Annotated in this window: 18 protein-coding genes and 1 pseudogene; 6 read left to right on the forward strand and 13 right to left on the reverse strand. The window is 74.6% G+C overall.

Going from position 1 to position 18,453, the window contains the following annotated elements:
- Positions 1-4 precede the first annotated feature (4 nt).
- On the forward strand, positions 5-2,029 hold the full coding sequence (locus tag ABTY61_RS06505; protein ID WP_350503794.1) for a HEAT repeat domain-containing protein: 2,025 nt from the start codon (positions 5-7) through the stop codon (positions 2,027-2,029).
- 108 nt (positions 2,030-2,137) lie between these two features.
- Here ABTY61_RS06505 and ABTY61_RS06510 read toward each other — a convergent pair whose 3' ends face one another.
- Complete coding sequence (locus ABTY61_RS06510; protein ID WP_350503795.1) at positions 2,138-2,467, reverse strand: DHCW motif cupin fold protein; 330 nt, start codon at positions 2,465-2,467, stop codon at positions 2,138-2,140.
- Between the two features lie 151 nt (positions 2,468-2,618).
- Between ABTY61_RS06510 and ABTY61_RS06515 the strand changes: the two genes are divergently transcribed.
- Entirely contained in the window at positions 2,619-4,019 is a 1,401-nt protein-coding gene (locus ABTY61_RS06515) for a pyridoxal phosphate-dependent decarboxylase family protein (RefSeq protein ID WP_350503796.1), read from the forward strand.
- Positions 4,020-4,046: 27 nt separating this feature from the next.
- On the opposite strand, the gene ABTY61_RS06520 is transcribed toward ABTY61_RS06515, so the two are convergent.
- Positions 4,047-4,253, reverse strand: a complete 207-nt coding sequence (locus ABTY61_RS06520; protein WP_350503797.1) for a hypothetical protein — start codon at positions 4,251-4,253, stop codon at positions 4,047-4,049.
- A 62-nt stretch (positions 4,254-4,315) separates the two neighbouring features.
- Between ABTY61_RS06520 and ABTY61_RS06525 the strand changes: the two genes are divergently transcribed.
- Positions 4,316-4,744: a PPOX class F420-dependent oxidoreductase gene (locus ABTY61_RS06525; protein ID WP_350503798.1), complete on the forward strand. Its 429-nt coding sequence runs from the start codon at positions 4,316-4,318 to the stop codon at positions 4,742-4,744.
- A 55-nt stretch (positions 4,745-4,799) separates the two neighbouring features.
- Here the strand turns inward: ABTY61_RS06525 and ABTY61_RS06530 are convergent, their stop codons facing one another.
- The 4 genes from ABTY61_RS06530 to ABTY61_RS06545 form a co-directional block, all read right to left on the reverse strand.
- On the reverse strand, positions 4,800-5,591 hold the full coding sequence (locus tag ABTY61_RS06530; RefSeq protein WP_350503799.1) for a putative protein N(5)-glutamine methyltransferase: 792 nt from the start codon (positions 5,589-5,591) through the stop codon (positions 4,800-4,802).
- 288 nt (positions 5,592-5,879) lie between these two features.
- Positions 5,880-6,959: a hypothetical protein gene (locus ABTY61_RS06535; RefSeq protein WP_350503800.1), complete on the reverse strand. Its 1,080-nt coding sequence runs from the start codon at positions 6,957-6,959 to the stop codon at positions 5,880-5,882.
- 57 nt (positions 6,960-7,016) lie between these two features.
- Complete coding sequence (locus ABTY61_RS06540; protein ID WP_350503801.1) at positions 7,017-8,357, reverse strand: TIM44-like domain-containing protein; 1,341 nt, start codon at positions 8,355-8,357, stop codon at positions 7,017-7,019.
- A 253-nt stretch (positions 8,358-8,610) separates the two neighbouring features.
- Positions 8,611-9,183: a type 1 glutamine amidotransferase domain-containing protein gene (locus ABTY61_RS06545; protein WP_350503802.1), complete on the reverse strand. Its 573-nt coding sequence runs from the start codon at positions 9,181-9,183 to the stop codon at positions 8,611-8,613.
- A gap of 614 nt (positions 9,184-9,797) precedes the next feature.
- On the opposite strand from ABTY61_RS06545, the gene ABTY61_RS06550 reads away from it, so the two are divergent.
- Positions 9,798-10,703: a Rieske (2Fe-2S) protein gene (locus tag ABTY61_RS06550; RefSeq protein ID WP_350503987.1), complete on the forward strand. Its 906-nt coding sequence runs from the start codon at positions 9,798-9,800 to the stop codon at positions 10,701-10,703.
- A gap of 165 nt (positions 10,704-10,868) precedes the next feature.
- On the opposite strand, the gene ABTY61_RS06555 is transcribed toward ABTY61_RS06550, so the two are convergent.
- The 6 genes and pseudogenes from ABTY61_RS06555 to ABTY61_RS06580 form a co-directional block, all read right to left on the reverse strand.
- Positions 10,869-11,201, reverse strand: a complete 333-nt coding sequence (locus ABTY61_RS06555; RefSeq protein WP_350503803.1) for a hypothetical protein — start codon at positions 11,199-11,201, stop codon at positions 10,869-10,871.
- Positions 11,202-11,267: 66 nt separating this feature from the next.
- Entirely contained in the window at positions 11,268-11,705 is a 438-nt protein-coding gene (locus ABTY61_RS06560; protein ID WP_350503804.1) for a SpoIIE family protein phosphatase, read from the reverse strand.
- Positions 11,702-11,827 (reverse strand): annotated as a pseudogene (locus ABTY61_RS06565) (hypothetical protein); the annotation flags it as partial. The gene ABTY61_RS06560 and the pseudogene ABTY61_RS06565, both read right to left, overlap by 4 nt.
- A 142-nt stretch (positions 11,828-11,969) precedes the next feature.
- Complete coding sequence (locus tag ABTY61_RS06570; RefSeq protein WP_350503805.1) at positions 11,970-13,172, reverse strand: PP2C family protein-serine/threonine phosphatase; 1,203 nt, start codon at positions 13,170-13,172, stop codon at positions 11,970-11,972.
- A 67-nt stretch (positions 13,173-13,239) separates the two neighbouring features.
- The gene (locus ABTY61_RS06575) at positions 13,240-14,226 is read right to left on the reverse strand and encodes a SigB/SigF/SigG family RNA polymerase sigma factor (RefSeq protein WP_350503806.1); all 987 of its coding nucleotides are present in this window, start codon (positions 14,224-14,226) and stop codon (positions 13,240-13,242) included.
- 199 nt (positions 14,227-14,425) lie between these two features.
- Complete coding sequence (locus tag ABTY61_RS06580) at positions 14,426-14,875, reverse strand: hypothetical protein (protein ID WP_350503807.1); 450 nt, start codon at positions 14,873-14,875, stop codon at positions 14,426-14,428.
- Positions 14,876-15,013: 138 nt separating this feature from the next.
- Between ABTY61_RS06580 and ddaH the strand changes: the two genes are divergently transcribed.
- Both ddaH and ABTY61_RS06590 read left to right on the forward strand, forming a co-directional pair.
- Positions 15,014-15,841, forward strand: a complete 828-nt coding sequence (gene ddaH, locus ABTY61_RS06585; RefSeq protein WP_350503808.1) for a dimethylargininase — start codon at positions 15,014-15,016, stop codon at positions 15,839-15,841.
- Positions 15,842-16,098: 257 nt separating this feature from the next.
- Positions 16,099-17,439 (forward strand): NADH-quinone oxidoreductase subunit D, encoded by a 1,341-nt coding sequence (locus ABTY61_RS06590; RefSeq protein WP_350503809.1) that lies wholly within the window; start codon positions 16,099-16,101, stop codon positions 17,437-17,439.
- Between the two features lie 141 nt (positions 17,440-17,580).
- Here the strand turns inward: ABTY61_RS06590 and ABTY61_RS06595 are convergent, their stop codons facing one another.
- A complete protein-coding gene (locus tag ABTY61_RS06595) occupies positions 17,581-17,949 on the reverse strand; it encodes a hypothetical protein (RefSeq protein WP_350503810.1) in 369 nt (122 codons plus the stop codon).
- Positions 17,950-18,453 lie beyond the last annotated feature (504 nt).

Here is an 18,453-nt window from a genome sequence, read left to right on the forward strand (position 1 = left end):
CCGCATGTGGGAGGGACTGGACACGATCGACTGGGCGGGGCTCCGCCACAACTACGGCTCCGCGCAGGACGTGCCCGGCCTGCTGCGCCGCTGCGCCGGGCCGGACCGGAAGGACGCCGTCGAGGCCGCGGGGAAGCTCGACGCCGCCGTCTTCCACCAGGGCGGCTGGATCTGCTCCGCCGCCCCCGCCACGCTCCCGTTCCTGGTGGACCTGGCCGCCCGGCCGGAGAACCCGGTCCGCCTCGAACTCCTGGAGCTGCTGGCCTATCTGGCCGACACCGCCGCTCTCGTCGCACCGGAGCGGGTCGACCCGGCCTGGGGACCGTCCTGGGAGCGCACGCTGCCCGACCTCCTGCGGCTGCTCTCCGACCCGGAGCCCCGGATCCGGCGCGCAACGATCGACGCCGTCGGCAAGTGCGCGAGCCCGGGCGAGCTCACCCTGCCCGCCCTGCTGGCGCAGTGGGACGCCGAACAGGACCCGGCCACCCGCCTGGACCTCACCCTCGCCCTCGGGTACGCCGCCCGCCGCCCGCCCACCGGCGACCGGGGCACCGAGGCCCTCGCTCTGCTGCACCGCCTGCTGGCGGACCGCGAACCCCAGCTCCGCCTGGCCGCCGTCCACGCCCTGGCCCCCACCGACCCCGCGCTCGCACCCCGCCACCTCGACGCCGTCCTGGCGGCACTGCGCGACCCGGGGGTCGAGCTCTGGCGGGAGACCGGCACGGCGGGCTGCGGGGCCCTCGGGATGCAGAGCTGGACGGCGGACCTCTACCGGGACTCCGCCACCCCGTACGTGGTCGGCCTGCTCGCCGACCACCCCGACGCGGAGCAGCGCGCGGGCGCGCTCTCCCTGGCCGGCTGGCTGCTCTCCCATCGGCGCTCGCACACCCCCCACCTACTGCCGGGGATCGCCACCCGTCTGACCGACCCGGACCCCGAAGTCCGCTTCCGCGCCACCGAGTTGCTGGCCTGTCTCGGTCCGGATGCGGCCGCCCACGGCGACGCGGCGGCCGGACTCCTCGATGACGGCGGCGCGTTCGGCAACGGCGGGACCGTCGCCAACGCGGCCGTCTGGGCACTGGCCCGGATGGGCGACCAGCGCTGCGTCGCCGCCCTCGTCGACCGGCTGACCGGTCGGTTCACCGGCCCCCCGCTCGGCTTCTCCTGCTCGTCCGGGTACCGCTCCCGGCTGGGCAGCACGCACTGGCCCGAACTGCCCGCGCTCCACGAGGTGCTGATCCCGCTCCAGGACCACGCGGAGCGACTCGTTCCCGCGATCCGCGTCCGACTGCGCGACGCCGACCACCCACAGCTGGTCCCCTCCCTCTGCGAGGTGCTCTCCGCCTGGGGGCCGCTCGCCGGCGCCGCGCTGCCGGAGCTGCTGGCCCTGCTCGACGGCGAGTCCACCTGGATGCACGCCGCGACGGCCCTGGGCAGCATCGGCCCGGCGGGCGGGGCGGCCCATGACGCCTTGCGCTCCCGCGCCGTGACCGAGGTCGCCGCAGCCGCCACTGCCGAAGCCACCGGCGGCCGGCTCGCCGACCTGGCCGCCTGGGCGGCCTACCGGGTCGGCGGCGAGCCGGGCCCCGCCCTCGCCGTGATCGGCCCGGCCGCCACCGAGGGCCGGTTCCGGCACCCGGCGCTGCGCCGTCTCGCCGACCTCGGCCCGCACGCCGCCCCGTACGCGGACCGCCTCCGCGAGCTGACGGCCGACCGGGACCCGTGGACAGCCGTCGAGGCCGCCCACGCGCTGTGGGCCGCGACCGGCGACACCGCCACCGCCGTCCCGGCGCTGCTCGCCCTCTGCCATCCCCTCCTCCAGGGCCGCTACCACCCGGCGATGCCGGCCGCCGTCCGTCACCTGACCCGGATCGGCGGACCGGCCGTCCACCCCGCCGCCACCGTCCTCGCCCAGGTGCCCTTCCGGGACGAACGCATCACCGCCTCCGCCGGCTGGCGCGCCTTCACCGAGGACGACGCCCTCCGGGCCGCCGTCGCCGACCTGATCGCCACCGCGCCCCGCCCCTGACCGGCAACTCGCCACCGCCGAAGCTCACTTGAGCATGTGGAACTCGGGGCGCCGTGTCCGTGTCCGCGATCGCTTTCGCGTCAGTCAGTCAGTCAGTCAGTCAGTCAGTCAGTCAATGATCAGCAGACGGGCGCCGTTCGGTGCGCTGGAGCGGTGCGCCTCGGCGTCGTCGGCCACCTGGTAGCTGCCGCCCGCTCCGGTGACCACGACGCGGCCGTCGTCGAGCGTGGTGACGAGCTCGCCCTCCAGGACGTACAGCACGTGCCCCTTGCGGCACCAGTGGTCCGCGACGTACCCGGGGCTGTAGTCCACCCGACGGACCCGCACGGCGCCGAACTGCTGGACCCGACTGGTCACTTCACCGCTCTCGCCCGGCTTGCGCTCCTCGCGGACCTGGCTCCAGTCGGTGGCGGTGAAGGGGAAGCCGCTGAGATTCATACCGGCACACTAGCCCGCCGACCACCACCCGAGCCCCCGATTTCGCGGGCGCTCGGACCGAGCGCCCAGGCCACCGGCCCCGGATTGGCCCGCGACACCCTCTCCGTCCCCCACTAGCGTCGGCCTGACCATCGATCAACGGAGAACCCCCATGCACCGCGAACTCGCCGCCGACCTGGACCAGTTGCCCGCCCTGTTGGAGGAGGCCCGGCAACGGGCGGCCGGCTTCCTCGCCGGGCTCGACGACCGGCCGGTGATCCCCCGGCAGGCCGACCGGCCGACGCCGTCGGAGCCACTGTGCGAGGACGGCGGCGGGCTGCGGGCGGCCCTGGCGGAGTTCGGCGAGCGCTGGGAGCCGAGGTTGTCGGCCAGTGCCGGGCCGCGCTACTTCGGGTTCGTGACGGGCGGGGCGACCCCGGCCGCGCTGGTGGGCGACTGGCTGACCGCCGTCGCCGACCAGAACTCCAACTCCTCGCTCGACCCGGCCGGCCAGCACCTGGAGCGGGAGACGGTCGGCTGGCTGCGCGAGCTGTTCGGGCTCTCCCCCGCGCACAGCGGCACCTTCGTCAGCGGCGCCACCCAGTCCAACACCGTGGGCCTGGCGATCGCCCGGGAGTGGCTGGGCGAGCGCCTCGGGGTGGACGTGGCCGAGGACGGGGTCGCCGCGCTGGGCCGGGTGCGGGTGCTGTCGGGCAGCGCGCACTCCAGCGTGGCCAAGGCGCTGTCGGTCCTGGGTCTCGGCCGTACGGCGCTGACCGCCGTCCCCACCCTGCCCGACCGGGAGGCCGTGGACGTGGCCGCGCTGGAGCGGGCGCTCGCCGAGGCCGACGGCCCGTGCATCGTGGTCGCCAACGCGGGCACCGTGAACACCGTCGACTTCGACGACCTGCGGGCGATCGCCGCGCTCCGCGACCGCTACGGGTTCTGGCTGCACGTGGACGCCGCCTTCGGCGCCTTCGCCGCGCTCTCCCCGCGCCACGCGGAACTGGCGGCCGGGCTGGACCTCGCCGACTCGGTCTGCGTGGACCTGCACAAGTGGCTCAACGTGCCCTACGACAGCGCCGTGCAGTTCACCCGCCGCCGCGACCTCCAGGCCCGGGTCTTCCAGAACGCCGCCGCCTACCTCGGGCCGATCGGCGAGCACCCCGACCTGGTGCACCTGACCCCGGAGAACTCGCACCGCCTGCGCGCGCTGGCCGCCTGGTTCACCCTGCGCGCCTACGGCCGGGCCGGCCACCGCGAGATCGTGGAGCGCTGCATCGCCGGTGCCCAGGCGCTCGGCGAGGCGATCGGGGCGATCGACGGCCTGCGGCTGCTCGCCCCGGTCCGCCTCAACGTGGTCTGCTTCACCCTCGCCGACGACCCCACCCCGGAGCGCCTCGCCGCCCTCGCCGCCGAGCTCTCCCAGGAGGCCTTCCTCACCCCGACCCGCTACGCCGGACTGCCCGCCCTGCGCGCGGCGTTCAGCAACTGGCGCACCACGGAGGCGGATGTCCGGCGGACGGCCGCCGCGCTCGCCGCCGCCGCCGTCCGTACGTCGGTCGGCGCCTGAACATTCTCCACCCCGGCCGCCGCCCGCTCACGGATGCGCCCCGTCCCCGTAGCCGCCCCGCGAGAGGTCCGTCGGGCTCGCCATCAGCTCCGCGTGGGCGAGGTTCAGGAACTCCGGCGCCCGCCACCGGGGGTCGTGGTCGGGGTGGTCGCGGAAGCCGTCGGCCGTCCCGCACAGCCGCTCCCACCACACCATCACGTCCTGGCGCAGCCGTTGGGTCTCCCCGGGCGTCAATGGCGCAACACGCCTGGCGGGCCTTGACCTTCACACCGGTGTGAGGCCCGATGATTGCTCCCATGACCGCCACCGCACACGACCCGTACGCGCTCCTCGCCGAGAGCCGCCTCGGCATCCTCGCCACCATCAAGGCCGACGGGCGGCCCCAGCTCTCCCCCGTGCTGCCCTTCTACGACCGCGAGGCGAACGTCATCCTGATCTCCACCCGGGAGGGGCTGGCCAAGACCGCGAACCTGCGCCGGGACCCGCGGGTCAGCCTGGAGGTGACCGGGCCGGAGGGACGCTCCTGGGCCACCGCCGAGGGCACCGCCACCCTCACCGGCCCGGGCACCGACCCGAACGGGCCCGAGGTCGACGCCCTGGTCGACTACTACCGACGGGCCGCCGGCGAGCACCCCGACTGGGCGGAGTACCGCGCGGCCATGGTCGCCGACCGCCGGGTGCTGCTCACCATCCCGGTCGACCACGTGTACGGCGCCAGGATCTGACCGGCCGTCCGGCCACCGTCACGGGGGTACGGTGGCCGGACGGCCGGTTCCGGACTCAGCGGCGGGTCGCCGTGACCACCGTGGCGTCCAGTTCCTCCGCCCGGCTCACCACCGCCGCCAGGCCCGCCGCCCGGGCGACCGCCAGCGCGCCGACCGCCTGCCGCTCGCTGGTCTCGAACAGCAGTGCCCCGCCCGCCGCCAGCCACTCCGGCGCCGCCGCGGCCACTCGGCGCAGCACGTCCAGCCCGTCCGCCCCGCCGTCCAGCGCGGGCCGGGCCTCGTGCAGCCGGGCCTCGGGCGGCAGCAGCCCGATGTCCGCGGTCGGTACGTACGGGACGTTGGCGATCAGCACCTCCACCCGCCCGCGCAGCGCGTCGGGCAGGGGGGCGAACAGATCGCCCTCGAAGACCCGCGCGCCCGTCCCGGCCAGGTTGCGGCGGGCACAGCGGACGGCGGCCGGGTCGAGGTCGGCGGCGTACAGCTCGACCGGGTGGCCGACGCCGGCCGCGACGGCGGCGCCGAGGGCACCGCTGCCGCAGCACAGGTCGACCACCACGGCGCCGGGGCCGGCGAGTCGGGCGGCCTCGGCGACCAGGAACTCGCTGCGTCGGCGCGGGACGAACACGCCGGGGTCGACGGCGATCCGCAGACCGGCGAACTCGGCCCAGCCGACGACGTGTTCGAGCGGTCGGCCCTGGGCGCGGGCCCGGACCATGGCGGCCAGTCCGGCGGCGGTGACGGCGGAGCCGAGCAGGATCCGGGCCTCGTCCTCGGCGAACACGCAACCGGCGGCGCGCAGTCGGGAGACGACCGAGGAACGGAGGGCGGTGGAGGCGAAGACCGACAAAGGAAACCCCTTGGGCAGGACGGGAGGAGAACGGAGGACTCCGTCAGGGCTCCCGCTGGGGCCGACCCCGCGTCGGTGCGCCCGCGCTACGCGCGCGGTGCGCCCGCACGGCCGCGCTCCGGGAGCACCCGCTCGGACATTCCGGTAATGGGTCTCACCTCCCTGGCTCGCAGTCGTATGCGTCGTATTCAGCGTCCGTCACCCTACCGCACCCGCTCCGACCACGATCGGGCCCGCGCCCGTCAAACCGGCCGTCGGCTCCGTCGGCTCCGTCGGTTCCGTCGGCCGTCAGGCCGGGGGCGTCCGGAGCCAGCCCGCCTCGGTGGTCCAGAACAGCTGGCGCGCACCGAGGTAGTCGCGGGCGAAGCCGGTGAACCGCTCGCGGGTGTACGGCTTGCCGGTCCTGGGGTCCAGCGCGTTGACGTCGGGTTCCTGGACGGCCATCGCGACGAGGGGCAGGGCGCCCTTGTAGTCGTGGAGGAACTTGTAGGAGTTCGCCATCTGGTACTTCCGGTCCGGCAGGGTGTCCGGTCCTCCGACGCCGATCCGCTCGTCCCTGGCGAGGTCGAACATCTCCTTCATGCGCCGGTGGTCGTCGTCGTCCGGCAGGAAGTTGATGTACTGGACGAACTGGGTCCTGGTGAAGACCTTCCGGCCGAAGCGCATGTTGTCGAGCTCGGCGTCGACGTAGGACTTCGAGGTGTACCCGGTCCGGTCGTTCCCGGTGTCCACCTCGACCGCGGTCTCCGGCAGGTTCACCGCGGCGAGCCTGCCGTCGAACCGCTCCGCCATCGCCCTCAGCATGGCCTGGAAGTCCGCACGCACCCTGTCGTCCCACTGCGCGACCATGGCCCCGTGGGTGGTGGGGTTGTCCGGGTTCTCGTCGACCGTCGGGGCGACCCCGCCCTCGTCCTTCACGTACTGGGGGACGTTGGCGTCCGTCAAGGCCACGTCGAAGAACCGGTCCTGGACCTGGACGAACAGCTGCTTGTGCCGTTCCTGGAGGTACCTCAGGGCGTCGTCCAGGCGCGACCACCGGTACTCCCCCTTGCTCCCTTCTACGGCCTTCCAGGGCACGACCAGCTGTACGCCGCCGATGTCCGCACGGTCGATCATGGCCTTGACCTTCGGATCCGCGCCGGACGTGGCGTCCTCGAACGCGCCGAGCGACATGTACAGGTTGTCCGTCACCCCGTCGTGCGACGCCCCGTCGTGCGACGCCCCGCCGGGCGTCACCCCGCCGGGCGTCACCCCGCCGGGCGACACCGGGGCGGCGGCCCGGCCGGGGGCCTCGGCCGCCCCGACGGTGGCCGTCAGGGCGACGGCGACGAGGACGACGGATCCGACTGCGGCACGTTGCATCATCATGAACGACACGATGGGAGAACGTTCTAAGCGAAAGATAAGAACAGCCGCCGGCTGCGCCTACCGCACCTCGGCGGCGATCACGGTCCACGCCTTGGTCGAGGTGTCGTCCAGCCGGAGGTCGACGGCGAGGGTGATCGGCCGGCGCGCGCGGGCGTCGCCGCGGAGCACCTGCTCGGTGCGGCGGTCGACCTCGTAGTAGACGCCCTCCGCGTCGACCGCGACGCGGAAGACGATCGGCTCGCGGGACACCAGCGAGCGGACGGTGACCGACCTGACGACGGCATCGCGCATGACGGTCCGGTCCGCCGTGCGGACGGGCGTGAAGTCCAGGCTGCCGTCGTTCATGACCCACTCCTCGAGGAACCGCTCCACGGCCACCTCGAGCACCGCCCGGTCGAACCGCCCGTCGAGCACGCTCAGGTCGCCGGCGGCGGTGTCGGCGTCCGTGCTCCAGGAGATGTTGGTGAGCGACAGGATGTCGCCCGCACCCTTGACCGCGGTCCTGCCGGCCACCTCGAGCACCGCCTCGCGGGCAACGTCCTTCTGGTCCCACCCGTCCGTCTCGATGGCGTTGGTCAGGTGGTGCGCGCCCTCGGCCGCCTGCTCCACCGAGGACACGATCCACTCGCCGGCCGGGCTCTTGCGCAGCGTCCAGTACTCGACCGGGCGCGTCGAGTCGTCCTTGCGCACGGCGTCCGGGCCGTCGCCGCGGCGTACGTAGTCCCTGAGCGTCGCGGTGATCCGGAAGGTGACGGTGTCGTTCTCCTCGCCCGCGCGGTTCGCAACGTCGACCAGCTCGACCGTCGGGCCGGAGACGATCTCCACGACGTTCACCTCACCGCGCGAGGCGTAGTCACGCAGCTGGTCGGCCCACTTGCCGTAGAGCACCGGGGTCAGGACCTGCCGCAGCGTGGTGTGGTCGTGCCGGGTCCAGGCGTTCTGGGCCGTCACGTACAGCCAGACGGCCCGGCGCTCGAGCGCGGTGCGGTCGAACGTCGCGTCCGTGTCGGCGATGGCGTCGACGCGGGCCCCCACCTGGGCGGCGCGCTCGCGCGCCTGGGCGTCCGAGCGGTGCGCCGTACGGTCCGACACCGTGTTCAGACCGACCGCCTGCGCCGACTTCCGGCGCCGGTACACGATCCACATGATCAACAGCAGGACGGCCACGATCACCAGGAGGGAGACGAAGCCACCGCCACCGGCCCCGAAGCCGAAGCCGAAGCCTCCGCCGGTCCCGTGGAAGCCGCTGCCATGGCTGCCACCGCCGCCACCGTGGCTGCCCCCGCCGCCACCGCCACCGAACCCGTGGCTACCGCCTCCGCCGCGGGCGTACGCCACCGCCGGGCTGCTCAGCGTGACGACTCCAGCGGCCACAGTTGTCCAGCGACGGGCGCGCACCGGGCTCCCCCTTCAAAGAATCCGAGCTGTTCCTTACGAGCGTACAAGCCGGATCATCGGGGAGTCCTCGGGGTCAGCCAGTTCCCGGAGGGCGGGTGCACCGGGCCTCGCGACGCTCACAAACGGTCACGGAAAGTCACAGGATTCGGGCGTGGCATTCGGCCACGCCACGGCGCGGATCGCCGTGGCCGGTAGGCCCTGCATCCTGACCCTCTCCAGGGCCCGCAGACCCGCCCCGCGCCGGCCGGGAGCCTCAGCCCCGGTCTGCGGTCGCGGCCCGCACCTTGAGCGCCGCGTCGATCCCCCGCAGGAACTGGTCGAGGTCGGCCGGCGTCCGGGAGGTGATGAGGCGCCAGCCGTTCTCGTCGTCCGTGACGAGCGCGGCGTCCGTCCAGTTCGCGCCGGCGTTGGCGAGGTCGGTGCGCAGCGACGGGTAGGAGGTGAGTTCCTTGCCGTACACCACTCCGGATTCGACCAGCAGCCACGGACCGTGGCAGATCGCGGCGACGGGGCGGCCGGAGGTGGTGAAGGCGAGGACGAGGTCGACGGCCTTCCGGTGCGTCCGGAGGGCGTCGGCGTTGAGGGTGCCGCCCGGGACGAGGAGCAGGTCGTAGTCGGCCGCGTCCACCTCGTCGAGGGTGTGGGTCGGTTCCACCGTCTCGCCGGGCTGCTCGTCCCCGACGAGAGTGCGGATGTCGTCCCGGCTCGGGGCGGCGATGTCGACGTGGACGCCGTCGTCGCGCAGATGCCGTACCGGGACGAGGAGTTCGTCCTGTTCGACGCCGTGGTTGGTCACGATCGCAAGGACCTTGGTGTGGTGGTTCACGGCTGCCTCCTGGGGGTCTTCCCGGGCCCGGGCCGTCCTCGCCCGGGCCCCCGGACCGCTGCGGGTACCCGGTATCCGGGCCCCCATCCGGGATTCAGCCGACCGGCTGCGGGTAGCCGCGCGAAAGCGGTGGACGTCGGCGTCCGCCCCGCAGACCGGGAGGCACTGGTGAGCGTGAGACGAAGGTCGTGGGCCGTGGCGATGCACGGCCGGCACGGGCACGAACGGACGGAGCCCGACCGAGCGCGGCCGTTCCCGCCCGATGTCGTCCGTCCGTACCCCCGGCGGACCGCTGCGGGAGCCGAGGCACCGGCGGCGGACCGCCGGAACCCGCCGTCCGGGCAGGACAGGACCCGGAACGGGAGCCGCCCGCCGCCGACGCCGTCACGCCGTGCGAGCGACCCGCCCACGACCGGAGCCCCGGGTCCACCGCCCGGGGCTCCACCACGTCGCTCCCGCTCCCCGCCGCGCCGTCACTCCTCACCCGGGTCGCCGTACCGCGCCCGCCGTTCGCGCGCCCTGGCGTTGTGCCCGGCCGCGGGTTTCGCCCGTCCCGCCCCGGCAAGCCGCCCGGTATGAACGCTCCCCTGAGTCCCCTGAACCCCTTGACCGCCGTGAATCGCTCGGCCCTGCTGAACCCGTCCTCCCTGCGCGCGGACCGGTGGTCCCGCCGGCTCCGGCGGGCGCTCGACGCGCCGTCGCACTGGGAGGTCCTCGACCGCCCGGCCGGCCCGCTCGCCGACGCCGTGGAAGCCCTCCCGCTCGGCCCGTACCGCGACGTCCTGCACGGCGTGTGGCTCGGGCACCCGCTGCACCCGGTGCTGGTCCAGGTGCCGATCGGCTGCTGGACGTCCGCCGCGCTGCTGGACCTCCTCCCGGGTGCCCGGCGCCCGGCCGACGCCATGGTGACCGTCGGGCTGCTCGGCGCCGCCCCGGCCGCGCTGGCCGGCTGGGTGGACTGGGCCCGGCTCGACCCGCCGCGCCGTCGTACCGGCCTGGTGCACGGTCTCGCCAACACCGTCGGTGTGCTGCTGTACGGGGGCTCGCTGCTGGCCCGCTGCCGGGGCCACCGCGCCCGGGGCCGGCTGCTCGGGCTGGCGGGCCTCTGCGTCGTCACGGTCGGCGGCACGCTCGGCGGTCACCTGGCCTACGCCCAGGCCGCCGGTCCCGACCGGACCGCCGCCGTACCCCGGCTCGCGCCCGCGGACTGGGTAGGTCTCGGGCCGGTCGACGACTTCCCCCCGGACGAACCCGTGCGCAGGACGGCGGGCGGGGTGCCAGTGGTCGTGGTCCGGGAGGGCGAGCGCTGCCACGTGCTCGCGGAGCGCTGCTCCCACCTCTCCGGCCCGCTCGCGGAGGGCACGATGACCGACGGCTGCCTGCGCTGTCCGTGGCACGGCAGCGAGTTCCGTCTCCGGGACGGCCAGGTCGCGGCCGGCCCGGCCACCGCGCCGCAGCCGGTGTTCGAGACCCGGGTGCTGTCCGGGCATCTGGAGGTGCGGCTGCCGGGGGCCGGCTGACCCGCTGACGGGGCCTTGCCGGGCACACCGGCCGACCGGCCGCACCGCTCGCCCGACCGGCCTCCCGGGCCGACCTCGCCGCGCCGAAGCGCCACGCCGAAGCCCGGGCACCGCGTGCCGCCGAGCGGCCGAGCGCCAGTGGCCGGCGATGTGCCACCGGAGCAGCTACCGGGCGCTGCCGGCCCGGCGCTGACGGCCGGGGCCGGGCCGTTCGGCGACCGCTTCCCCCGCGCATGCGCGGAGCACCGCGGCGGCGAGGGCGAGCACGAGGGCCCAGCAGCCGGTGACCGCCAGGGCGAGCGGCGCGGTCGTGGTCCGCAGGCCGGCCGCGAGCAGGCCCACGGACAGCAGCCCGAGCGCCACGACCGTCCTGGTCCGGGCGCCCCGGGTGGCCTCCAGGGCCCGGCTGCGCAGCCCGAACGCGACCCTGCGCGCCAGCGGACCGCGCCGCCGCGCCCGCCCGTCCGCTGCCGCCGTCCGCCGTTGCCGTCCGTCCATGGTGTCCTGCCTCCTCGCGCGCCCGTCCCCCGGTCCGCCCGTCCGGGTTCCCCGTCCGGGCGCGGACTAACGCACGAACTCCGGCCCGGGCCGCAGACGGACGGCGAGGAGACAGCTGTCGTCCCCGGGGTTGGGACCGCCGAGCCGGTCGGCGAGGTGGTCGGGCAGCCCGGCGAGGTCGAAGGCGCCAGAGCCGGGGGCGCCGAGGTCGGGGCCGACGGAATCGGGGGCGGCGTACTCCTCGGCGGCGCGCAGCAGGCGATCGGGGCGGCCGGTGTCGGCGTCGCGGCGGTTCAGCAGGCCGTCCGTCCAGAGCAGGACGGTGTCGCCGGGGTCCCGTGGCTGGACGGTGTCGCGGTAGCGGCTCTCGGGCAGCGTGCCGAGGACGGTGCCGGTGGGCCCGTCGGCCGGTTCGGCGGCCCTGCCCCGGAGCAGGGCGGGGGGGGCGCGTGCCCGGCTGCGCTCCAGGTGAGACTGCGGGCGGCCGGGTCGAGCAGGGCGCACAGCACCCTGGCGATCCGGCGGCCGCCCCGCTCGCAGATCAGCGCGTCGAGGCGGGCGAGCGCCGCAGCGGGGCCGTCGCCCGTGCAGCAGAGTCCGCGCAGCGCGTACCGCAGCTCGGACATGCCGACGGCGGCGGCCCGGCGTTGCTGCTCGGCGAGCCTGGTGCGCACTCCGACCAGGACCTGCTCGGTGCGGTGCCGTCCGGTGACATCCTCTAGTCCCGGCCCGCAGCGCGGCGAGCCCTCCGGGTGAGCCGGAAGGGCCTCACTCGCCCCGGCCGTCGGGGTGCCACTCGACGAGAGCGATCGTGGCGTCGTCGCGCAGGCGGTGGTCCTGGTGGGCGAGCAGCGCGTGGATCAGCTGGCGGAGGGCCTCGGGGGCGGGTTCGCCGCCCGCCATGTGCCGGACGAGGGTGTCGGTCAGACGCTCCTCGCCGAAGGTCTCGCCGGTGGCCGAGCGGGCGTCGGTCACGCCGTCGGTGTAGACCAGCAGCCGGTCGCCGGGCTGGAGCCTGAGGTGGTGGACGGGTTGCTGTCCGTGCTCGTGGAAGCCGAGTCCGAGCGGGAGTTCGGCGCGCCGCTGCAGGGCTTCGGCGACCACGTGCCGACCGCGGATGAGCAGCGGTGTCGGGTGGCCGCAGTTGATCCAGGCGAGTTCGCCGGTGGCCGCGTCCAGGTCGGCGACGACGGCGGTCAGCAGCCGGTCGGGAATCCAGCGGCAGAGGGTGCGGTCGATGGTCTGCGCGATCGCCGCGAGGTCGCCGCCGGCCCGGCGGGTGCTGCGGCACGCGGCCAGGGCCACCGAGCTGGCGCCGCCGGAGGCGAGGTCGTGCCCCATCGCGTCGAACACGGACAGGTGGAGCCGCCCACCCGCGACCGAGTGGTCGAAGGCGTCCCCGCCGACCTCGTAGGCGGGTTCGACGACCGCGCTGGAGGTGACGTCGCGGGTGCCGATGGTACGCGGCGGCAGGAAGGCCCAGAGGAGTTCGGCCTGGAGGCTCATCGGGCGGTCTCGCGTCGTACGGACGATCACGTCGCTGAACGCGCCCTTGGAGACCACCAGCAGGGCCACGACCGTCGCCAGGGCCTCCCAGCGGATGACCGCGTCCGGTACCGGCCGCGGGAGCGACACCCGCAGGACGCCGATCCGCTCGATCCCGTCGACCAGGGGGAACCAGGCGACGGACGAGGGACCGGCGGAGAACTGGGTGCGCCGGAGTCGGTAGGCGCGCCCCGCGAGGGTGGACTCGATGTCGAGGGGCTCGCCCGGATCCGCGCCCGACGGTTCTGGCAGCGGAACGAGGTGCCGCTGCTGGACGTCGGCCAGGAACAGGCGTGCTCCGGTGCCGCCCAGGCCGCGGACCGCCTCCTCCACCAAGCCGGGCAGGTCGCCCGGTCCGTCCGCCCGGGAGCGGACCAGCGCCCGCGCCAGGACCCGGCCCAGCGTCTTCTCGTCGCACGTCGGCACGTGGTACCTCCCGTCGCCGTCGCGCCTACCCACCTGCGCCCGGTCCGCACCCCGCTCCGGAGCTCGGTCACGCCGGGTCCGCCGCTCGGACGGCGGACCCGTGTTGGGCGCCGTCCGGCGGCTCCGGGTGGCCCGGACCGTCCGGCGGCGTGTCCGACCAGCCGGGTGCGTCGTGGTCCTCCAGGCGCTCGCGCAGCCTGTGCAGGGTGGTGCTGAGCAGTCGGGAGACGTGCATCTGGGAGACGCCGATCCGGGCGGCGATCTCGGACTGGGTCAGGCCGTCCCAGAAGCGCAGTTTGAGTACGGTCTGTTCGCGTTCGGGGAGGTGGGCCAGCAGGGGTCGTACGGCGGTGCGGAAGTCGGCGAGTTCGATGCCGGGGTCGCAGTCGCCGAGACGGTCCAGGATCGCGCTGCCGCCTTCGTCGGTGTCCTGTTCGCGCAGTGCGTCCAGGGAGTCGGAGCGGTAGACCCGGCCGGCCACGAGTCCTTCGGTGGCCTGTTCCGGGGTGAGGTCGAGGTACTCGGCGATCTCCGCGGGGCTGGGCAGGCGGCCGAGTTCCTGTTCCAGCCGGTCGGAGCCGCGGGCGACTCCCAGGTAGAGCTCCTGCATGCTGCGCGGTACCCGTACGGGCCAGGAGGTGTCGCGGAAGAATCGCTTGATCTCGCCGGCGATGGTGGGGATGGCGTAGGTGACGAACACGACGCCGCGATGCGGGTCGTAGCCGTCGACGGCCTTGATCAGGCCGATCGTGCCGACCTGGAGGATGTCCTCCATGTCCTCCGCGCGGTGGCGGAAGCGGGCCGCGATGAAGCGCACCAGCGGCATGTTCAGCTCGATGATCGTGCCACGGACGTAGCTGTACGCGTAGCTCTCGCGGGCCAGGCCGATCAGCCGCTCGAACAGCGCGTCGCTCAGTTCGCGCGCTTCGGTCTTGCCCATGGCGCGCAGCTCGGCCTCGGTGAACCGGGGCGGCAGCTCGGACGGGGTCGGATCGGACGGGAGGCCGGCGGTCGCCCGCACGGCGTGGTGAACGGTCTCCGGAAGGGTGGACACTTGCTTCTCCTGGGCATCGGGGTGAACGCCCAGCTCCGCGAACGCGGGCCGCTCGCGCGCTGTGGACTTCTGCCCCCAGGACCTGTGCCCGGCTTCTTCAAGCGAAGGTCCCGGTGGCACCCGGTGGGTGCCGGCGCGGCCACCGGAATCGGCTGCGGCCGCCGCCACGGGGCTTGTACCCCGACACACGACATCGAATTCACGATTCGGACTGTTTTTTCCGATTTGTCCGATTATCCATGCCAGGTTGCGGTCCCTCGCCCTTGCGCCGGACGTCGGCCGGGGTGGGGGCGGTGATCGAACGCTCCTCGGCGGACCGCTGCCGGCCCCCGACCGGCCCCGCCGCCTTCTCCCGGACGTCGGCCGGGGTGGGGGCGGTGATCGAACGCTCCTCGGCAGAACGTTCCTGGGCCGATTCGTCCGGCTGGGTCCCGTGGTCGTCACGCGTGGTCATGGTTCGCTCCTCTTCCGAAGTCGTCGCGGTGAGGTCGTCGTGGTTCGGACGGTTGGGCGGGTGCCCGGAATATCCGGACCCGAATCGGCCCGCCCGCAGCCGGTCGGCGAACCGGCCCTCGACGACCTGCGCGGCCGCCGGCCCGAAGGCGATGTCCGGCGCCGATTCCGGCTCGCCGGCGATCAGTTGCTCCACGCCCCCGTGCCGGACCAGCTGTTCGCCCGGGAGCACGTGGAGGCCGACGCCGTCGACCCGGCCGGCCCTCGCCCACGCCGCACGGATCCCGACGGCTCCCGACCGTTTCCCGCCCACCGCTCCGGGCACGCGCGGCCCATGGAGACATCCGGATCCGCTCGGGCGGCCAGGCGCCGCCGCTACCTGCTCTGCCCGCCCCGCCACTTCGCCGTGGAGTACGCCATCAACCCGTGGATGGACCCGGCCCGGCCGGTCGACCCGGGCACGGCGCTCCGACAGTGGAACGGGCTGCGCGCCGTGCTGCTCGACCTCGGGCACCGCGTCGAACTCCTCTCCCCCGTACCGGGGTTGCCGGACATGGTGTTCACCGCGAACGGCGCCACCGTGGTCGACGGCCGGGTCCTGGTCGCCCGCTTCCGACACCACCAGCGCGCGGCGGAGGCGGAGGCTCACCGGCGTTGGTTCACGGCTTCGGGCTACCGGCCGGTGCACACGGCGGGGCCGGTCAACGAGGGCGAGGGCGACTTCCTGCTCGCGGGGCCGCGGATCCTGGCCGCCACGGGCTTCCGCACGAGCCGGGCGGCGCACCGCGAGGCCCGCCGCCTCCTGGGCCGCCCGGTGGTCACCCTGACCCTGGTCGACCCGCGGTTCTACCACCTCGACACCGCGCTCGCCGTCCTCGACGACGACCGGATCATGTACTACCCGCCCGCGTTCGCCCCCATCAGCAGGCGCCTGCTGCACGCGCTCTACCCGCGGGCGGTCCTCGCCTCCGAGGCGGACGCGGTGGCGTTCGGGCTCAACGCCGTCAGCGACGGCCGCCACGTCGTCCTGCCCGCCGCCGCCCGCGGACTGGCCGCCCGCCTCCACGCCGAAGGGTACGTCCCCGTACCGGTCCGGATGCCCGAACTCCTCAAGGGCGGCGGCGGACCGAAGTGCTGCACGCTCGAACTGCGCCCCGCCTGACCGCCTGCTGTGCCTTCCCCCGGATCGGACCGGTGGCCGCCGACGTCTTCTGCCGCGAGGCCCAGGCCGGCGGCGGACCTGCCCCGGCCGGCGGCCGCGCTGGTGCGGGTGCGCCTGGCCAGGGGGGGTGACGGAGGCCCGGCGCACCGCCTGAACCGGGCGCCGTTCCCCGAGCCCGCGGTCGCCCCCTCCGCTGCCGCGGGGGCAGGATCGAAGGACGGGCACGACCGGCGGCCCGGGCGGAGGTCAGACGACTGATGAGCGACACCGAGCGCGAGTCGGCAGGAGCACGGGACACCACCGAGGGTCGGGTCTACACCGTCACCGGCGGTGACTGGGACGAGGTCGCCGATGCCGCTCAGGGACGGAAACGGGCGGACGACGAGCGGATCATCGTCAACATGGGCCCCCAGCACCCGTCCACCCACGGCGTGCTGCGGCTGATCCTGGAGACCGACGGCGAGACGGTCAAGGAGGCCCGCTGCGGCATCGGCTACCTCCACACCGGCATCGAGAAGAACATGGAGTTCCGCAACTGGGTCCAGGGCACCACCTTCGTGACCCGCATGGACTACCTGGCCCCGCTGTTCAACGAGACCGCCTACTGCCTGGCGGTCGAGAAGCTGCTCGGCATCACCGACGACGTCCCGGACCGGGCCGGCGTCATCCGGGTGATGATGATGGAACTCAACCGGATCGCCTCACACCTGGTGGCGCTGGCCGCCGGCGGCATGGAGATCGGCTCCACCACCCTGATGGTCTACGGCTTCCGGGACCGCGAAGTCGTCCTCGACGTCCTCGAGCTGGTGACGGGCCTGCGGATGAACCACGCGTACGTGCGCCCGGGCGGCCTGGCCCAGGACCTGCCCCCGGGCGCGGTCGACCAGGTCCGCGAGAGCGTCCGGCTGCTGCGCGAGCGGCTGCCGGAGTACGACAAGCTGGCGACCCGCAACCCGGCCTTCAAGGCCCGCCTGGTCGACGTCGGCCGCCTCGACCTGGCCGGCTGCCTGGCCCTCGGCGCCACCGGTCCGATCCTGCGCGCCGCCGGCCTGCCGCACGACCTGCGCAAGACCGACCCGTACTGCGGCTACCAGGACTACGACTTCGAGGTCGCGACCGCGGACACCGCCGACTCCTACGGCCGCTTCCTGATCCGGCTGGAGGAGATGAAGCAGTCGCTGCGGATCGTCGAGCAGTGCCTGGACCGGCTGCGCCCGGGCCCGGTCATGGTGGCCGACAAGAAGATCGCCTGGCCCGCCCAACTCTCGCTCGGTCCCGACGGGTTGGGCAACTCGCTCGACCACGTCCGCAAGATCATGGGCGAGTCCATGGAAGCCCTGATCCACCACTTCAAGCTGGTCACCGAGGGCTTCCCGGTCCCGGTCGGCCAGGCCTACGCGGCAATCGAGTCCGCCCGGGGCGAGCTGGGCGCCCACGTCGTCTCCGACGGCGGGACGCGCCCGTACCGGGTGCACTTCCGGGACCCGTCGTTCACCAACCTCCAGGCGGTGGCCGCGATGTGCGAAGGCGGCCAGATCGCGGACGTCATCGTCGCGGTGGCGAGCATCGACCCGGTGATGGGCGGCGTCGACCGCTGAGGCCTCAGCCAGTCGGCGACAGGTGCTGTCCTGGCGCTGCTCCGGTGCTGCGCCCCCGCTCACGAGACGGCGCGCGACCGCGGCCCGCCTCCGCCCTCCGGGGGACCGTCGCGGAGCGGTTCCTTCGAGCGGGCGCCGGGGTCACGGCCGGCCGGGGCCGGCCTCCGGGCGGTCGGGCCGGTCGTCGTGGTGGCCGCAGAGCCAGGCGAGGGCGGAGTAGGCGCCCAGGGAGCGCTCCGCGTCACTCCCGCGGGCGGCGTCCTCGCGGAGGCGGACGGCGGCGGCCTGGCACTCCGCCAGCAGCTGGGCCCGGCACGGGCCCAGCGCTCCCACCGCCGCCGCGCCGGTCACGGGGGCTCCGACCTGGGCTCCGACGGCCCACCGGTAGGCGCCCAGCAGTCCGTGCTCGTACCCGCTCCACGGCCTGCGACGCCCGCCCACGTCCTCCAGCGCGGCGAACACCTCCTCCGCCGAGCGCACTCCCACCACCGTCGTGTCGTCGCTTGCCATACCGGCGACGCTACGACCGCTGGGGCCGGACCGCCCGTCCGCCGCTCCACCCGAACGACGGTCCGACCCCAGCGGCTCAGCGAACGGTCCTCCAGGGTGCGGTGAGGCGGTCGGTGAGCAGGCGGGTGAACCCGGTGGTCGGCGGTGAGCTGCTCCAGCAGGTCTTCGTCGGGGCGCACGGTTCAGCCCTCCAGGGCGTCGGCGATGCGGTGCAGCACTCCGCCGCCGGTCGGCCGGCGCGGCGCGGTCTCGCGCACGGCCGGCATCCGCTCCCCCAGCTCCCGCAGTCCTTGCGGCCCGGCGTGGCCCGCACCTCAGGGCTCCTCGTCCTCGGCTCCCCCCGAACCGGGCGTGTCCCCCGGCAGGGCGGGACCGAACGCGGGCCGTCTGCGGGCCACCGCGGGTGGAATCCGCACGGACCCGCGCGGTTTGCCGCGGTCGGCACCGGGCAACCGCCCGGTACGTCCCGGCTCCGGAACGACCACCGGGACGGCCAACGTCACC

The sequence above is a fragment of the Kitasatospora sp. NPDC096128 genome (genome assembly GCF_040303105.1).
Lineage (GTDB): Bacteria > Actinomycetota > Actinomycetes > Streptomycetales > Streptomycetaceae > Kitasatospora.

Bases quoted from the DNA above. Each gene is read 5' to 3' on its own strand.
- ABTY61_RS06535 (WP_350503800.1), bottom strand. From the start codon at position 6,959: ATGATGATGCAACGTGCCGCAGTCGGATCCGTCGTCCTCGTCGCCGTC.
- ABTY61_RS06505 (WP_350503794.1), top strand. From the start codon at position 5: ATGTGGGAGGGACTGGACACGATCGACTGGGCGGGGCTCCGCCACAAC.
- ABTY61_RS06525 (WP_350503798.1), top strand. From the start codon at position 4,316: ATGACCGCCACCGCACACGACCCGTACGCGCTCCTCGCCGAGAGCCGC.
- ABTY61_RS06510 (WP_350503795.1), bottom strand. From the start codon at position 2,467: ATGAATCTCAGCGGCTTCCCCTTCACCGCCACCGACTGGAGCCAGGTC.
- ABTY61_RS06555 (WP_350503803.1), bottom strand. From the start codon at position 11,201: ATGGACGGACGGCAACGGCGGACGGCGGCAGCGGACGGGCGGGCGCGG.
- ddaH (WP_350503808.1), top strand. From the start codon at position 15,014: ATGGAGACATCCGGATCCGCTCGGGCGGCCAGGCGCCGCCGCTACCTG.
- ABTY61_RS06515 (WP_350503796.1), top strand. From the start codon at position 2,619: ATGCACCGCGAACTCGCCGCCGACCTGGACCAGTTGCCCGCCCTGTTG.
- ABTY61_RS06590 (WP_350503809.1), top strand. From the start codon at position 16,099: ATGAGCGACACCGAGCGCGAGTCGGCAGGAGCACGGGACACCACCGAG.
- ABTY61_RS06595 (WP_350503810.1), bottom strand. From the start codon at position 17,949: ATGGCAAGCGACGACACGACGGTGGTGGGAGTGCGCTCGGCGGAGGAG.